The sequence below is a fragment of the Pseudomonas guariconensis genome (assembly GCF_040822035.1).
GTDB classification, from domain to species: Bacteria; Pseudomonadota; Gammaproteobacteria; order Pseudomonadales; family Pseudomonadaceae; genus Aquipseudomonas; species Aquipseudomonas guariconensis.
Map to the genome: position 1 here is coordinate 3281673 of NZ_CP162012.1, position 13395 is coordinate 3295067.

Annotated in this window: 22 protein-coding genes and 1 tRNA gene; 17 read left to right on the forward strand and 6 right to left on the reverse strand. The window is 59.8% G+C overall.

Going from position 1 to position 13395, the window contains the following annotated elements:
• Positions 1-28: 28 nt before the first annotated feature.
• Positions 29-349, reverse strand: a complete 321-nt coding sequence (locus AB1N67_RS15010; protein ID WP_367863142.1) for a DUF1654 domain-containing protein — start codon at positions 347-349, stop codon at positions 29-31.
• A gap of 538 nt (positions 350-887) precedes the next feature.
• Between AB1N67_RS15010 and AB1N67_RS15015 the strand changes: the two genes are divergently transcribed.
• From AB1N67_RS15015 to AB1N67_RS15035, 5 genes are all read left to right on the forward strand, one after another.
• Positions 888-1112, forward strand: a complete 225-nt coding sequence (locus AB1N67_RS15015; protein WP_349738455.1) for a hypothetical protein — start codon at positions 888-890, stop codon at positions 1110-1112.
• A 189-nt stretch (positions 1113-1301) separates the two neighbouring features.
• Positions 1302-1685, forward strand: a complete 384-nt coding sequence (locus tag AB1N67_RS15020) for a response regulator transcription factor (RefSeq protein WP_367863143.1) — start codon at positions 1302-1304, stop codon at positions 1683-1685.
• A gap of 19 nt (positions 1686-1704) precedes the next feature.
• Complete coding sequence (locus AB1N67_RS15025; RefSeq protein WP_367863144.1) at positions 1705-1974, forward strand: hypothetical protein; 270 nt, start codon at positions 1705-1707, stop codon at positions 1972-1974.
• On the forward strand, positions 1971-2429 hold the full coding sequence (locus AB1N67_RS15030) for a hypothetical protein (RefSeq protein ID WP_367863145.1): 459 nt from the start codon (positions 1971-1973) through the stop codon (positions 2427-2429). Before AB1N67_RS15025 ends, AB1N67_RS15030 begins: the two co-directional genes overlap by 4 nt.
• A gap of 81 nt (positions 2430-2510) precedes the next feature.
• Positions 2511-2870 carry a hypothetical protein gene (locus AB1N67_RS15035; protein ID WP_367863146.1) on the forward strand — a complete coding sequence of 120 codons (360 nt, stop codon included), beginning with the start codon at positions 2511-2513 and terminating at the stop codon, positions 2868-2870.
• Here AB1N67_RS15035 and AB1N67_RS15040 read toward each other — a convergent pair.
• The gene (locus tag AB1N67_RS15040) at positions 2861-3376 is read right to left on the reverse strand and encodes a hypothetical protein (protein WP_367863147.1); all 516 of its coding nucleotides are present in this window, start codon (positions 3374-3376) and stop codon (positions 2861-2863) included. The two genes, AB1N67_RS15035 and AB1N67_RS15040, sit on opposite strands and share 10 nt — an antisense overlap.
• A 108-nt stretch (positions 3377-3484) precedes the next feature.
• Here AB1N67_RS15040 and AB1N67_RS15045 point away from each other — a divergent pair, with 108 nt between their 5' ends.
• Positions 3485-3898 (forward strand): hypothetical protein, encoded by a 414-nt coding sequence (locus AB1N67_RS15045; protein ID WP_367863148.1) that lies wholly within the window; start codon positions 3485-3487, stop codon positions 3896-3898.
• A gap of 46 nt (positions 3899-3944) precedes the next feature.
• Here the strand turns inward: AB1N67_RS15045 and AB1N67_RS15050 are convergent, their stop codons facing one another.
• Positions 3945-4589 carry a hypothetical protein gene (locus AB1N67_RS15050; protein WP_367863149.1) on the reverse strand — a complete coding sequence of 215 codons (645 nt, stop codon included), beginning with the start codon at positions 4587-4589 and terminating at the stop codon, positions 3945-3947.
• A 97-nt stretch (positions 4590-4686) separates the two neighbouring features.
• Here AB1N67_RS15050 and AB1N67_RS15055 point away from each other — a divergent pair, with 97 nt between their 5' ends.
• The 3 genes from AB1N67_RS15055 (at position 4687) to AB1N67_RS15065 (ending at position 7444) form a co-directional block, all read left to right on the forward strand.
• Positions 4687-5688, forward strand: coding sequence for a site-specific DNA-methyltransferase (locus AB1N67_RS15055; RefSeq protein ID WP_367863150.1), 1002 nt, complete (start codon positions 4687-4689; stop codon positions 5686-5688).
• Positions 5689-5701: 13 nt separating this feature from the next.
• The gene (locus AB1N67_RS15060; RefSeq protein WP_367863151.1) at positions 5702-6625 is read left to right on the forward strand and encodes a DNA cytosine methyltransferase; all 924 of its coding nucleotides are present in this window, start codon (positions 5702-5704) and stop codon (positions 6623-6625) included.
• A 285-nt stretch (positions 6626-6910) separates the two neighbouring features.
• Complete coding sequence (locus tag AB1N67_RS15065) at positions 6911-7444, forward strand: hypothetical protein (RefSeq protein ID WP_367863152.1); 534 nt, start codon at positions 6911-6913, stop codon at positions 7442-7444.
• 47 nt (positions 7445-7491) lie between these two features.
• Here AB1N67_RS15065 and AB1N67_RS15070 read toward each other — a convergent pair whose 3' ends face one another.
• Complete coding sequence (locus tag AB1N67_RS15070) at positions 7492-7791, reverse strand: hypothetical protein (RefSeq protein ID WP_367863153.1); 300 nt, start codon at positions 7789-7791, stop codon at positions 7492-7494.
• Positions 7792-7972: 181 nt separating this feature from the next.
• Between AB1N67_RS15070 and AB1N67_RS15075 the strand changes: the two genes are divergently transcribed.
• From AB1N67_RS15075 to AB1N67_RS15105, 7 genes are read left to right on the forward strand one after another with little or no spacing between them, the layout of a single operon-like run.
• Complete coding sequence (locus tag AB1N67_RS15075; RefSeq protein WP_070572521.1) at positions 7973-8371, forward strand: HNH endonuclease; 399 nt, start codon at positions 7973-7975, stop codon at positions 8369-8371.
• Positions 8346-8639 carry a hypothetical protein gene (locus AB1N67_RS15080; protein ID WP_054912489.1) on the forward strand — a complete coding sequence of 98 codons (294 nt, stop codon included), beginning with the start codon at positions 8346-8348 and terminating at the stop codon, positions 8637-8639. The genes AB1N67_RS15075 and AB1N67_RS15080 overlap by 26 nt, the downstream gene beginning before the upstream one ends.
• On the forward strand, positions 8636-9028 hold the full coding sequence (locus AB1N67_RS15085; protein ID WP_367863154.1) for a DUF2591 domain-containing protein: 393 nt from the start codon (positions 8636-8638) through the stop codon (positions 9026-9028). The genes AB1N67_RS15080 and AB1N67_RS15085 overlap by 4 nt, the downstream gene beginning before the upstream one ends.
• Complete coding sequence (locus AB1N67_RS15090) at positions 9025-9216, forward strand: hypothetical protein (protein WP_367863155.1); 192 nt, start codon at positions 9025-9027, stop codon at positions 9214-9216. Before AB1N67_RS15085 ends, AB1N67_RS15090 begins: the two co-directional genes overlap by 4 nt.
• A 53-nt stretch (positions 9217-9269) precedes the next feature.
• Positions 9270-9767: a hypothetical protein gene (locus AB1N67_RS15095; protein WP_367863156.1), complete on the forward strand. Its 498-nt coding sequence runs from the start codon at positions 9270-9272 to the stop codon at positions 9765-9767.
• A gap of 39 nt (positions 9768-9806) precedes the next feature.
• Complete coding sequence (locus AB1N67_RS15100; RefSeq protein ID WP_070572826.1) at positions 9807-10052, forward strand: DUF4224 domain-containing protein; 246 nt, start codon at positions 9807-9809, stop codon at positions 10050-10052.
• 1 nt (position 10053) lies between these two features.
• Positions 10054-11106 (forward strand): site-specific integrase, encoded by a 1053-nt coding sequence (locus AB1N67_RS15105; RefSeq protein WP_070572823.1) that lies wholly within the window; start codon positions 10054-10056, stop codon positions 11104-11106.
• 96 nt (positions 11107-11202) lie between these two features.
• On the opposite strand, the gene AB1N67_RS15110 is transcribed toward AB1N67_RS15105, so the two are convergent.
• Positions 11203-11276, reverse strand: a tRNA-Cys gene (locus AB1N67_RS15110).
• A gap of 153 nt (positions 11277-11429) precedes the next feature.
• Positions 11430-12449, reverse strand: a complete 1020-nt coding sequence (sohB, locus tag AB1N67_RS15115) for a protease SohB (protein ID WP_043211716.1) — start codon at positions 12447-12449, stop codon at positions 11430-11432.
• 195 nt (positions 12450-12644) lie between these two features.
• On the opposite strand from sohB, the gene AB1N67_RS15120 reads away from it, so the two are divergent.
• Entirely contained in the window at positions 12645-13355 is a 711-nt protein-coding gene (locus AB1N67_RS15120) for a histidine phosphatase family protein (RefSeq protein ID WP_070572818.1), read from the forward strand.
• Positions 13356-13395 lie beyond the last annotated feature (40 nt).

The following is a 13395-nucleotide window of genomic DNA, read 5'->3' on the forward strand; positions in this document are numbered from 1 at the left end:
CCGCCATGAGCGGGCTTTTTTGTGCCTTTCAGAATGGCGGTTCCTCGTCGCTAACCTCAGCTGGCTCGCCACCCTCCTCCCGCTCAATCACCTGGTCGTCATCGTTCGGCTTCTCCCATTGCAAGATCACCGATCCGTCATCACAGAAGGTCATGTCCAGACCGTCGGTTTCGGATAGGAGCTCCATGATCGCATCCCAATCCTGATCGTTGTCCGTGTCCAGACGGTGGATTAATACCTTCCTTCCCAGCTGCGCGAGCGGGGAATTGATCATTGCCGAAACCCTCAGGCCCAGTCGCTCAAGGCTAGTCAATTCCGCGACCCGAACTGCTCTTTCCTGCGCCGACATCCGCAACCTCCTACTTACTGGATATTCATACAGTACGAAAAATTAACACAAGCGTGCTTGCATTTAAAAAACAAGCATGCTTTTATTATTGCAAGTTCGCTTGCATATGCATCGAGCCAGGCTGCCCAGGCAGCCACCGCTCTTTACACAACTCGGTGCAACACTCCACCAGGTGGGAAAGGTAGCTAGCACGCTCATAGGCAGGAGCCTCCCTGAGCGATGCCGTATCGACCTCGGATCTTGGTGGCAAACCCTTAACCACGGACAGAGGAGAACCCTCGCCATGAAGTAATTAGCGATTCGCCCGTGAGGTGCAGGAAGCCTGAAGGCTGCACCCGGAACCCTGACAGGCAGCGGCAAGTTGTGGCGTCGATGTCGCCGCGCATTGGCCGGATATCCGGTAGCCCACCCGAAACGACGAATCACCGCTGATGCAGCATCCCCGGCCTGTCGCCAGTAGCGAGGCCGGGGCGATTTCACTGATTGGCCTTGGCGACAGGGCCAGACGGGAAATCAACTGGTAGCGGAGCAACTGAAGATGACCACGATTATCCAAGACCGCTTCGATAGCGGTGCCCAGGTGAGCATGGAGATGGACAAGAACGAAAGCGAGCTGTTCGTCTTTCACTGCCCGGCAGGTCAAGGCTGCAAGGTCAGTAAATGGCCTCTGGATAGTTACCACATGCCGATCGCGATGGCTCATTACGAGCAATGCATGGAGTTGGAGCGCGCCGCCTTCGAAGCCTGCGCCACGTCAGCCTGACGTTAACTGCCCGATCCACCTGATTCCCAATCACCAGGCTGCATCGGTGTGTGGTCTGAATGCGCAGGCTGATGCGCAAACCTAGTCTCGTTGGCGAGCTACTGAGACATCAGAGAGTTAGGCCGCCAAGCCGGAGAGAACGCAGCGCCGGCCAGATCGCACACCAATGCAGCCCACCGAGGACATTTCATGGAAACGATCACCTGCGGCTCATGGATTGGCCAGCTCGGCAAGGCGCTGGCTCCCCGCGAGCTTGAAGCATTGCTGTGGGTTGCCCAAGGCCTCACCACCAAAGAAATCGCCCGCCAGATGGCGGTCAGCCCAGGCACCGTGGCCAACCGCATCGAAGGCGCCCTGTTCAAGTTGGAGGCTGGCCGTCGCATTGAGGCGGTCACCAAGGCCATGCGCCGCCAGATCATCAGCCCCCTGTGCATCGCCCTCGCCGGCCTCATCGCCATGCATGCGGTCATCGATGACGCTGACCCGATGCGACGTGATCGCCGCGCACCGGAGCGCCGCACCGCCCAAGTTCGAATCGTTCGCAAGGCCGAGTCCTTCGAGCTCCACGCCTGATCCCATCGAGGACCATCCCATGCAGACAGCAATGCACCCTGCTTTCCAGCAGAAGCTTGCCGTGCTCGCAGCCCTGCTCGAGCGTAGCAAGTCAGCCAGGACCGAGGCCCAGGCCAAGGTTGATCAGCCGGCGCCGCGCTTCCAGGCGTCCAACACGGGCGGTAATTGGGATGTGGTGGAGATCGCCACCGGCGCCGTCCAGGGCTTCGCCTTCAGCTACCGGACCGCTATGCGCTTCGTGGATGCGATGGAGGCAGGTGCGGCGAGCAAGCGAGGCGGCCTGCAATGAGCAAGCGCAAGCCACACAATATGCGCGCTCGCCTAGAGCGGACCTGCCGGGCTCTGGTCTCGGCCAATCACGCCGCGGTGGTGAACATCGACCCCAGCGGTCAGCAGATTCTGATCAACTGGAAGAACCTCAAGCAGATACGCGTGCGCCAGGTCGTCGACGCCGTCTGCGACATCCCGCACCGCTGGACTATCTATCTCAGCGTTCTGTGTTTGGACCACTTTGGCCAGCGCTACCACAAGTCGATTGAGGTCGCGCCGCAAGGCAACTACCTGGCCGAGCATCTGACCGACGTGATCGAGGCGACCTACTTAGACCTACGGTCCAAGGCCAATCCTAATCACCTGGTAGCGGCCGGCTGGATTGCCATCCCTACCGACACAACGGTCGACGAAGCAGAGGCTGCCAAGATCTTTGCCGCCGTCGGCGCCTGGAATCAGCAGAAAGCAGCATGAAGCGCATCACCGCCCGCGTCCGGCACGGCCGGCGCCAGCAACACATCAATCTGCCGCCCAGCGGCTTGGGAGGTATCGGCAATGGCCGAACAGAAGACGGGGGCCGCCAAACATTCGGCGAACTACCGCGACAGGAAGAAGGCAGAAGCCGAGCGCCTGGGCATCGAGAAGGTGTTCTTCAACATGCCTGCTGGAATCAAGAAGGCCATGGCTGCAGAGGTCGAGGCTCATGGTTACGAGCAGGTGCAGGAGCTCTGGCAGGACCTGGCCTTGTCGTGGATTTCGCAGGTACCAGAAGAACGAGCGCGCCGGCTTGAACGACCTGACGCGCCAGCTTTTTATATCTCGCCAAAACTATCGCGTCAGTTCAACGAAGCCAGCTTGGCAGAACTGAAGCGAATGCCTGGGGACGAGATAATCTCGCCAGAATTTCAAGAGTAAATGATTCCTGGGACATGGCTGTGAATTTGAAGTAGCGACTCCATACGAATCTGTACTTCTTCATTTCCCTCAACACTATGAGCCCATCTATCTACCGCATCAGCTAATTCCAAACAGAATTTATCCACCTGAAGTTGAAGCGTGTCTCCAAGTAGATTTTTGTGGATTATATTTTCGTCTTCTGGCGGAACAATAAAATGGAAATAGTCTAGTGCTTTCCTGGCTCGCTGGTGGGCGATTTCACCTCCACCCTCATGCAGGTAGCTGCATCTCAACGCGTAGCAATCCGAGCCGGTAAGAAAGCAGTGCGCACCGACTCCAGGAATCACGAATGTATAACCGGGGGCCACCCAAGAGTCGAACCAAGCAGCGTACCGAACTGCACTACCTTGGTTGGGATTGATTAAGCGACCGCAAACATCAGGTAGCGTTAGAGCGGAAGCAAGTGCCACATACCAATCTTGATTCTGAACAGAACTTCTCAAGCTTTTAGTAAAGCGCTTCATCAAGCTCTCCTTTCGGCCCCATGCCGGTCACCCGTAATACCCCATCCCACCCCAAATTGCCACCATGCCGCCACCAGCACGGAGGGCGGCGCATGCATGGAGAAAGCCATGAGCAACTACAACTGCGACTACGTTCGCCGCCACTACGATGTGCCCGCCGAGATCGGGCGCCGGGTGATCGCCAACGGCGAGCCAGGCGTGATCATGGCCGACCGCGGCCACTATATCGGCGTAATCCTCGACAGCGACCCGAAGAAGCGCATCCGCAACTACCACCCCACCTGGGAAATGCAGTACGGCGAAATGGCCGAGACGCTGCCACTCAAACAGTGGGAAGTTCTCACCAATGGCATGTACGACTGGGATGACGTTCGGTACATGCTGGGCGATGCGCGCCACTATGTGCAGCGCGTGTGGGCAGCAACCCGCAGCCAGGCCAAATACCGGGCCTATCAAGAGCTGGCCGAGTGCTTCAACGACGATGCCACAGCAATGCTGACCTTCAAGGTGCGCGCCGCCTGACCCTCCCGCGCTGCCCGCCAGCGCCTTCCTCTCTGTGATGGAGTCGCTAAGGGCGAAATTTCTCCATAAGCATGACTTCAAGCGCTGAGCGAGTGGATGCGTAAAGATGCTTAGCAGAGTCAGTGATTTCGCGGGCCTCTAAGAGAAATCTGGGAACACCCCCATCTTGCGCTGCATTGGCGAACAGCATGGTGATTCTTACCGGGTCATCTATGGACCTCTTATTAAACACGTTAGAAGAGCCAACAAAGCTATCTGATTCATCACTGGTTAGAAATACTAAAGCAGTGCTCCACGCCCGATTGTAAAGCTCCAGCGCTTCTAACCAATTTTGGCGAGCTTCGTCCTCCGCCTGCTGAAGATCCGCTATCACCTCAGGAGATGCTCCCTGAAGTAGACCTTGGCATCTGTTCTGCAGTGCTAATAGATACCCTCTGAACTTATGCAAAGTCGTAGCTGCGTCTTTGAGTTCTCGGAGCGCCTTGAACTTCTCGGTGTGCTTGAACTGCATGCGCCAGCCGGTTAACGCAACAACTGCTACCACAGCAGTCACAGACGTTGCGAGAAAACTCAGCAACTCAAGAGCCGACCTGATTCGAGTTTGCGTGTCTGGCGATGTTTGGACTCCAAATCCAACCGCAATGCCAAACATCACCAGCAGTAGGCATCCGCCCAGTACGACTCTGTCCATTTTGTTCTCCTTGCAAACATGCAGGCGAGCATACCACTCCGGATCAACAACTAGCGCCACCCCGGCGGGGGAGGCGCCTGCACGCAAGGACAACGACATGACCCAGCAGCACCGCATCCTGGTGGGCGACTGCATCGAGATGATGCGGACGCTGCCGGATCAGTCAGTGCACACCTGCATCACCAGCCCGCCCTATTTCGGGCTGCGCGACTACGGGGTCGACGGCCAGATCGGGCTGGAGGCCTCTCCCCGCGAATTCATCGAGAGCCTGGTCGCTGTGTTCCGTGAAGTGCGCCGCGTGCTGCGGGATGACGGAACCCTGTGGGTGAACCTGGGGGATAGCTACGCCAGTGGCGGCCGAGGCGGCGGGGGCCGGTACATGGCCGAGCGCGGCGACGGTGCGTGGCAGGGAAAAGGCGATGCCACCGGTTGGCGATCAGCCCCCGCCGGCTGGAAGCACAAGGATCTGCTGGGACTCCCATGGCGCCTGGCGATCGCGCTGCAGGATGATGGTTGGTACTTGCGACAAGACATCATCTGGCACAAGCCGAACCCGATGCCTGAATCGATCAAGGACCGGTGCACCAAAGCGCACGAGTATCTGTTCCTGCTGAGCAAGAGCCCGCGCTATCACTTCGACCAGGACGCCATACGCGAGCCTGCCCGAGCCCAGGCGGCCCCAGAAAGCGCCAGCAGGCGCAACAGCTTCGCCAGGGAGACGAAGTACACCGATGGCGAGCACGGGCAGACAGCGCAGCACCGGACAGGCCGTGATGATGTGGACTACGACGAGACCCGGAATAAGCGCAGCGTCTGGACGGTGGCCACCGCCAGCTTCAAAGGCGCGCACTTCGCCACCTTCCCGCCCGACCTGATCCGCCCCTGCGTTTTGGCCGGATCGCCGCGCGGCGGGATGGTGCTCGACCCGTTCGGCGGCGCCGGTACCACCGCACTCGTTGCCATGCAGGAAGGCCGGCAATCGGTCATCTGCGAGCTGAACCCCGAATACGCCGTCCTCGCCCGCCAGCGTCTGGATACAGCCTGGATCGAAGGCGCCGCGCAAATGGACTTCCTTCTGGACCAATCGCCAGCTGCTTGAATCTGAGGATCACATGACCACAGCAATCGACCTGTTCGCCGGCCTCGGCGGATGGAGCACCGGCGCTCGCGCCGCAGGCGTCCAGGTTCTCTGGGCGGCAAACCACTGGCCTGATGCCGTGAAGTGGCATGCAGCCAACCACCCCAATACCGAGCACGTCTGCCAGGACCTGCACCAGGCCCGATGGGAGCAGGTGCCGGCACACGACATCCTGCTTGCCTCGCCCTGCTGCCAAGGACACGCCAAGGCCCGCGGCAAGAAGTCGGGCAACCCTGAGCACGACGCATCGCGCTCTACGGCCTGGGCGCCGGTAGCAGCCCTTGAGTTCCATAAACCGCAGGCGGCGGTGATCGAGAACGTGCCGGAGTTCACCGACTGGGTGCTCTACCCGGCCTGGCTGCAAGCCATCCAGGCGCTGGGGTATCAGGCAGCGCCGCACATCGTGGACTGCGCTGACCTCGGCGTGCCGCAGCACCGGGTGCGCCTGTTCATGGTGCTGACGCGCAGCAAGGCGCCGCTGATGTTGCAGCTGCCCCGCGAGCGGCACGTACCGGCCACCAGTTTCCTCGACTTCGACGCCGGGCGTTGGTCGCAAATCGAAAAACCAGGCCGGGCCCAGGCCACGCTCGACCGGGTGAGCAACGGCCGCCAGCGCTTCGGCGATCGCTTCATCATGCCCTACTACGGCAAGGGTTCCGGTCTCACCGGGCGCGACATCAGCCGCCCGATCGGCACCATCACCACCTTGGACCGCTGGGCGTTGGTCGACGGTGGCCGCATGCGGATGCTCAGCGCCAGCGAGGCTCTAGCCGCGATGTCCTTTCCGGCCGATACCCTGCGTCCAGACAATCACCGGCTGACTATGCATATGGCCGGTAATGCGGTACCGCCGCTGGCCGGCCAGCGGGTTATCGAGGCGCTGATTAAAGCGGCCTAAACCAGATTTGCGGCCGTTGTGTCATTTATCAGCGGAATGACACCACTTCCTTGATGGTTTCGCAGCCACTCCCTGGCGACATCCGCGTTGAACTGCAGGCCATCTCTTTTCATACGGTCAAGCGCTGTGTTGCTGATCTTGTACTCGCCGCACGCTGGGCATGCTAACCGCTGATGATCCCCGGTTGGATCAAGCTGTGTTGCATCGCTCTTGCAAATGAAACATTCCATTTCAATTCCCTCCCACAAGACTCCAAAACTGTAGATGAATTTGCAGAGGTATCCCATGCCCACAGAAAACCGATCCAGCAACCCCGAACTCCAGCAAATTGAAGCCGCCGGCGCAGCGATGACGCAGATCCGCACCATGCTTGGCCGCGAGCAACGACCAGATCAGGTAGCGGCAGCGCTTGAAGCTTGCGACTGGAGTGGCACGCCGATTGGGAACAAGGCCATCATCCTCAGCGCTATCCGAGCGCTACGCGCCCCTCAGCACCAGGGCGAGCCGGTGGCGCTGCCTGCGCGCAAGGTGCACCACCTCGACCCGTCATTCCTTCATGATGGTGATAAGGGATGGAACGCCTGCCTCGACGAAATCGCCAAGCTGGGGCAGCTCTACACCCACGCAGATCCTGGCGAGGTTGAGCGGCTGCGCGCTGCATTGAAGTTCTATGCCGACCGCGAGCATTACCACTTCGAGAGTGGGAAATGGGACACAGTGAGCGGCGAGCCATTGAACATACTTTGGTGCGGCGACGAACCGGACTTCATCGAAGATGGCGCCGTTGCCCGCGCAGTCCTGGAGGACAAGCCTTCCTGACAGCTGGAGTACAAAAGTACTCCTCTCAGCTGTAGCCCCTGTCCCCTCTATTTCGAGCAGGCGACTTTATCGAATTTCGGCTGGGTATCGGTGGCGATCCGGCGAGCCCGCCCCACTCCCCAGGCCAGCGCCCTGGTCATTGACTCGCCAGGTCGGGAATCGAAAGCCTCTTCGTGAAGGGCCATGCCACTCGCGGCATATACCCCAATGAACATCTGCGTCTTACCCGTTCGCGACAGGCGCACCTGAACATCAATGACCGTTCCATCCTCGAGTTCTTCGTCATGAGTTCGGTGGTGAAGCGTTGGATCAGCCCACTCCCAGAAAACTTCACCGCGAATCCTCATGTCGGCCTCCTACGATTTTAGTTGTATGCCATTGGTGAAATTTCACCATAGCGAAAGCGAGGCGGCCCGCAATCTTGGAATCGCGTTTTGAGAAATGAATCGGACCGCCGGCCGATTTTCTTGTACCAATTTCAATCACTTGTACAACTTACTGCCGCGATATGGCGGCCAAGGAGCACCCGTGCGCCTGAAGAAAGCTGAGCGTGAGCAGATCCGCCTGAAATACGGCGGCCGCTGCGCCTACTGCGGCAACGCCTTGGGCGAGCGCTGGCACGCCGACCATTTCGAGCCAGTCGTCCGCAACACTGGCGAAGCGGCGAAGACGGTCCCGGCCCTTCGGCCAGCCAATCACAACATGGCCAACATGATGCCGGCCTGCGTGCCCTGCAATCTGAGCAAGCACCGCATGCAGCTGGAGGACTGGCGCCGCTGGCTGGCCGGTCACGTCAACAGCCTCAACCACTACCACCCCATCTACCGCCTGGCCAAGGCCTACGGCTTGATCGCCGAGACCGGGGCCGAGGTCGTCTTCTACTTCGAAAGGGTGCAGAACGATGCCATCCAAAACCTATCCGCTTGATGTGCGTAGCGTCGGCGAAGACACCTACATCTGCATGAGCAAGGGACACCACAACCTAGAAGAGTTCATGAAGGCTGCCGTTGCGGATCACCCTGGCTGGTGCCTGGGTGGCCCTGAGCATGTCTGGATCAAGACAACTCCGGGTCACGGCACCTACGACCGCATGTACAACATCGTGCCACAGGGTACCCGTGGCGCATGGCCGGCGACCTACTGCTGGGAGTTCGGCGAGGACTACAAGCGCTACAACGCCGAGGTGCAGCCATGACTGACCTGATCGAAGTGAAGACGGCAGACCTCACCGGCCACGCGCTCGACTGGGCCGTTGCCCAGGCGGAAGGGCTTGAGGTCTTCCTGGTAGGACCTCAGTACAACGTGCCGTGGCGGGTGTTCTGGAAGAAGCGCGGCCAGGCACTGCAGTGGGATGTGCTCTACAACCCGCACGAGGACTGGGCGCTGGGAGGGCTGCTGATGGAGAAAAACATGGTCAGCCTCCATTGCCCACAGAGCACCGACGATGTTTGGGCAGCTTGGGTAATCACTGACAAAGGCGAGTTTTGCCAGGCGGGTGACGCCGCCCTGGTCGCCGCATGTCGCGCAATCGTTTCCGCCAAGCTCGGCGATACCGTCCAGGTGCCGAAGGAGCTGATGCCATGATCCGGCATACGGGCTGGCTACGGCGTCATTTGGAATCGGCGCTGATCCTACTGGCTGCCTGGATTCTGGGTGGCCGCAACGTCACCAGGTCCGGGGTCGTCTCGCGCCGGGACAACAACGAGATGTGCGAGATGGACGGAGAACTGCGAGCCATCGCCCGCCGTATCCGCAACCACTACAGCAAGTAACCCCTCCCCCAACTACTCAAAGCCCGCCGACATGCGCGGGCGAAGGATTCCCTATGTCCGCAACTCAGCAATTTCATCAAACCGCCAATGACTGCCTGGAGCGAATCTCAGCCGACCTATGGCCCGAAGCCAAGCTCGCCCTGGTGATCTACACCGCCGGTAAGCCAGAGCTCGACATCGTGCTCAAGGACAGCGGCCTGAACATTGACGAGGTCATCAACACTCTGCGTCGGCGCGGTGGCCTGGGCCTGGATGGCGAGAACATCTACAAGCGGCTGCTCTGTGACGCAATCATCGGCGCCATGGCCTTCGGCAAGCAGAACAGCAACCCGCCGCCGGAAGGCCATTGGGGCAAAGAGTTCTGGGATATCGGCCGCGCCGAGGGTGCGCTGCAGGAAGAGCTTACCCAGGCGCTCCGCCTGGCGCGCAAAGAACTGGACGCCTGCCAGCGCGTCATCCACTACGCCGGAGGCTTCGACCCGGCCTACGTGAATGATGCTCAGGCAGCTATCAAGGTCGCTGACGCAGCGCTTGAGAAAATCCCAGCCTGACCACCAACCTGCCGCCACCGGCGGCGTGGAGACCATCCCATGGAAACCGAGATCCTTTCAGACGAAGAGCTGGTTGAGATCACCGGCTACAAACCCCGGGCGTGGCAGCGCCGTTGGCTCACAGAAAAAGGCTGGCACTTCGTCGAAAGTCGAGGCGGCCGTCCACTGGTAGGCCGCCAATACGCCCGCCAGAAGCTCAGCGGCGTGGTGATCGACACCGTGCCGGTAGCAGCAGCCCCGCCCCCGGCGCCAGCCTGGACCCCTGACTTCTCCCGAGTAAAGTGATATGCGACCCAGAAGTACCGAGAACCGCGACCTGCCGCCGGGCATGTACCGGCGCAAGCGCACCAGAAAGAACGGAAAAGTGTGGGTTGGGTATTACTACCGCGACCAGGCCGGCAAGGAAATCCCTCTCGGTACCGACCTGGTGCAGGCGAAGCTGAAGTGGGCCGACTTCGAGGCCAAGGCCACTCCGGCCGAGCTGAAGACGATGAAGGGAATCTTCGATGAGTATGAGCGCAAGATCATCCCGGGCAAGGCCGCCAGGACCCAGAAGGACAACATCTACGAGCTCAAGCAGCTGCGCGCCGTGTTCGACTCGGCGCCGATCGACGCCATCACGCCGGCCATGATCGCGCAGTACCGCGATTCCCGGTCGGCGAAGACCAGAGCCAACAGGGAAATCGCCCTTCTCTCCCACGTGTTCAACACCGCGAGGGAATGGGGGCTAACCACCCGGGACAATCCGTGCCTGGGCGTGAGAAAGAACAAGGAGAAACCGCGCGACTTCTACGCCAACGAAACGGTGTGGCGGGCTGTATATGAGGAGGCTCCACCGGAGCTGAAAGACGCGATGGACCTGGCGTATCTGACAGGCCAGCGGCCGTCGGATGTGCTGTCCATGCGGAAGGACGATATGGAGGGAATCTACCTGCTGGTCAGCCAAGGCAAAACCGGCAAGCGACTGAGGATCGTCCTGGAGGCGAACGGGGTGAAAAACAGCTTAGGTCTGTTGCTCGAGAGAATCATGCGCAGCACCAGCCAACACCTGTCGCCGTTCTTCATCGTCAACGAGCATGGCAAGCGCATGAGCTGGCCCATGCTACGCAACCGGTGGGCAGACGCCCGAGAGGCGGCCCGAGTGAAAGCTGAGTTGGAAAAGAAGCCGGATCTGGCCAACCGAATCGCGCAGTTCCAATTCCGCGATATCCGACCGAAAGCGGCCTCGGAGATCAACGATCTGAGCGATGCAAGCGTGCTGCTGGGTCACTCGAAAGAGGGCATCACCGAGCGGGTTTACCGTCGCGTCGGCGCGATCGCAAAGCCCTCGAAAGGCTGATGTTTCGGAACTCCAACCCTTTTGTTTCGGAACTCCTGCCTTTTCCGCCCCATAACGAAAAACCCCGCAGACCTAGATCTGCGGGGTTTTGAATAGTGGAGGCCGAGGTCGGAATCGAACCGGCGTAGACGGATTTGCAATCCGGAGCATAACCACTTTGCTACTCGGCCTCAAAGTTCGGATTTAGCTGCTTTCGCGTCGCTATCTCCTTGAAACTTCAGCGATTTTTAAAGCTTGCTGCGTTTCGATGGACGCCATTATGTCTACATTCGTTGATCCTTGCAACCCCCTGATTAGAAAAAATATTCAAGGGGCTCAAGGTGTTAGCGCAGGCGGCTCAGTTTACTCCAGAGACCGACCAATGTGTTCTCTACGGTACCGCTGGCCGCCACGCCGATTCGCTCCTGCAAGCTCTTGCGCTCGGCAAAGCGCAAGTGGAACAGATTCGCTTCACGGGCGCGCTCGCTCAGGTATTCATCACTGGTGCGCAGCTCATCGACCAGTTTTCGGTTCAGCGCGGCGACACCCAGCCAGACTTCGCCTGTGGCGACCTCATCGATGTGCAACTGAGGGCGGTAGCGGGAGACGAAATCCTTGAACAGCTGATGCGTTATATCCAGGTCTTCCTGGAACTTCTCCCTGCCCTTTTCAGTGTTCTCGCCGAACACCGTCAACGTGCGCTTGTACTCGCCGGCGGTGAGCACCTCAAAATCGATATCGTGCTTCTTCAACAGGCGATTGACGTTGGGCAGCTGAGCCACCACGCCGATCGAACCGAGCACGGCAAAGGGGGCGCTGACGATCTTTTCGCCGATGCAGGCCATCATGTAGCCGCCGCTGGCGGCAACCTTGTCGATGCACACGGTGAGCGGAATGCCGGCCTGACGGATGCGCGCCAGCTGCGACGCAGCCAGACCATAGCTGTGCACCAGACCACCACCACTCTCAAGACGCAACACGACCTCGTCACGGGGGGTGGCAAGGCTCAGCAGCGCGGTGATTTCGTTGCGCAGGCTTTCGGTGGCGGATGCTTTGATGTCCCCATCGAAATCGAGGACATACACACGGCTTTTCTCTTCGGCCTTACTCTTCTTTTGCTGTTTTTCCGTCTTGGCTTGTTGCTTGCGTAGCGCCTTGAGCTGGGCCTTGTCGAACACGCCTGCTTCGAGGCGTTCGCGCAACTCCTTGTAGAACTCGTTGAGACGGGTGACCTGCAAATGCCCGCCCGATTTACGCCGCCCCTTGCCCCGCAAGCCGGCAATGGCCGACAAGACCACCAGGATGGCGATCACCAGGGTGGCGGTTTTGGCGAGAAAGCTTGCGTATTCGGCAAGAAACTCCACATTGACTCCTTGATAGACCAGCGCCTGAAGGCGCGAACTGCATCAAGCATACCGTTGCGTCACAGGCGCTGCCAGCTGGGGAAAACGCTGGCAACATAGTTCAAACAACCTTTTCAAACGCTTGTATGTTTTTTCGTTGACAGCCTGTCTGTCGCATCCTAACCTCGCAGCAACTCCCTTGGACCGGACCTCTCCGTGGGCAATATCTACCTGATCCGACATGGCCAAGCCTCCTTCGGTGCCGATGACTACGACGTCCTCTCACCCGTCGGCGCACGCCAGAGCCACGCGTTGGGAGAGCATCTTGCCCAGCTCGGTCTGCGTCTGGATCGGTGCCTGGCCGGCGACCTGCGCCGCCAGCAAGACACTGCGCGCCTTACGCTTGAGGCCATGCAGGCCCAAGGCTGCTCGACGCCGGCCATTGAGACCGACGCGGCGTTCAACGAGTTCGATGCCGATGGCGTTATCCGTGCATTGCTTCCCGACCTGCTGCCGCAAGAGCCCGACGCGCTGCATATCCTGCGCAACGGCACGACCCATCGCAGCGAGTTCCAGCGCCTGTTCGCGCTGATGGTGCAACGCTGGCACGATGGCGAACACCAAAGCGATGGCCTGGAGACGTGGCAGGCGTTCACTGCCCGAGTCCAGGGCGGCCTTGCTCGAGTGCTCCAAAGCGCAAGCCGAGGCGACAACATTGCCATCTTTACGTCCGGCGGAACCATCGCCGCCCTGCTCCACCTGGTTACTCGGATCACGCCCGGCCAAGCCTTCGCGCTGAACTGGCAGATCATCAACACGTCGCTCAGCCACCTGAAATTTCGGGGCAACGACGTGACACTGGCTTCCTTCAACAGCCAAGCCCATGTGCAGCTGTTGAGGACGCCGGAGCTTGTCACCTATCGATGAGCCCGGCCTGTTGTCCCCACCGGGGACGTGAATATCACTC

What these genes read in the sequence shown, in the direction of transcription:
- AB1N67_RS15080 (WP_054912489.1), top strand. Translation starts at nt 8,346, where the DNA reads ATGCCATCCAAAACCTATCCGCTTGATGTGCGTAGCGTCGGCGAAGAC.
- AB1N67_RS15085 (WP_367863154.1), top strand. Translation starts at nt 8,636, where the DNA reads ATGACTGACCTGATCGAAGTGAAGACGGCAGACCTCACCGGCCACGCG.
- AB1N67_RS15020 (WP_367863143.1), top strand. Translation starts at nt 1,302, where the DNA reads ATGGAAACGATCACCTGCGGCTCATGGATTGGCCAGCTCGGCAAGGCG.
- AB1N67_RS15055 (WP_367863150.1), top strand. Translation starts at nt 4,687, where the DNA reads ATGACCCAGCAGCACCGCATCCTGGTGGGCGACTGCATCGAGATGATG.
- AB1N67_RS15025 (WP_367863144.1), top strand. Translation starts at nt 1,705, where the DNA reads ATGCAGACAGCAATGCACCCTGCTTTCCAGCAGAAGCTTGCCGTGCTC.
- AB1N67_RS15040 (WP_367863147.1), bottom strand. Translation starts at nt 3,376, where the DNA reads ATGAAGCGCTTTACTAAAAGCTTGAGAAGTTCTGTTCAGAATCAAGAT.
- AB1N67_RS15095 (WP_367863156.1), top strand. Translation starts at nt 9,270, where the DNA reads ATGTCCGCAACTCAGCAATTTCATCAAACCGCCAATGACTGCCTGGAG.
- AB1N67_RS15050 (WP_367863149.1), bottom strand. Translation starts at nt 4,589, where the DNA reads ATGGACAGAGTCGTACTGGGCGGATGCCTACTGCTGGTGATGTTTGGC.
- AB1N67_RS15105 (WP_070572823.1), top strand. Translation starts at nt 10,054, where the DNA reads ATGCGACCCAGAAGTACCGAGAACCGCGACCTGCCGCCGGGCATGTAC.
- AB1N67_RS15010 (WP_367863142.1), bottom strand. Translation starts at nt 349, where the DNA reads ATGTCGGCGCAGGAAAGAGCAGTTCGGGTCGCGGAATTGACTAGCCTT.
- AB1N67_RS15060 (WP_367863151.1), top strand. Translation starts at nt 5,702, where the DNA reads ATGACCACAGCAATCGACCTGTTCGCCGGCCTCGGCGGATGGAGCACC.
- AB1N67_RS15100 (WP_070572826.1), top strand. Translation starts at nt 9,807, where the DNA reads ATGGAAACCGAGATCCTTTCAGACGAAGAGCTGGTTGAGATCACCGGC.
- AB1N67_RS15045 (WP_367863148.1), top strand. Translation starts at nt 3,485, where the DNA reads ATGAGCAACTACAACTGCGACTACGTTCGCCGCCACTACGATGTGCCC.
- AB1N67_RS15090 (WP_367863155.1), top strand. Translation starts at nt 9,025, where the DNA reads ATGATCCGGCATACGGGCTGGCTACGGCGTCATTTGGAATCGGCGCTG.
- AB1N67_RS15015 (WP_349738455.1), top strand. Translation starts at nt 888, where the DNA reads ATGACCACGATTATCCAAGACCGCTTCGATAGCGGTGCCCAGGTGAGC.
- AB1N67_RS15035 (WP_367863146.1), top strand. Translation starts at nt 2,511, where the DNA reads ATGGCCGAACAGAAGACGGGGGCCGCCAAACATTCGGCGAACTACCGC.
- AB1N67_RS15030 (WP_367863145.1), top strand. Translation starts at nt 1,971, where the DNA reads ATGAGCAAGCGCAAGCCACACAATATGCGCGCTCGCCTAGAGCGGACC.
- AB1N67_RS15070 (WP_367863153.1), bottom strand. Translation starts at nt 7,791, where the DNA reads ATGAGGATTCGCGGTGAAGTTTTCTGGGAGTGGGCTGATCCAACGCTT.
- AB1N67_RS15065 (WP_367863152.1), top strand. Translation starts at nt 6,911, where the DNA reads ATGCCCACAGAAAACCGATCCAGCAACCCCGAACTCCAGCAAATTGAA.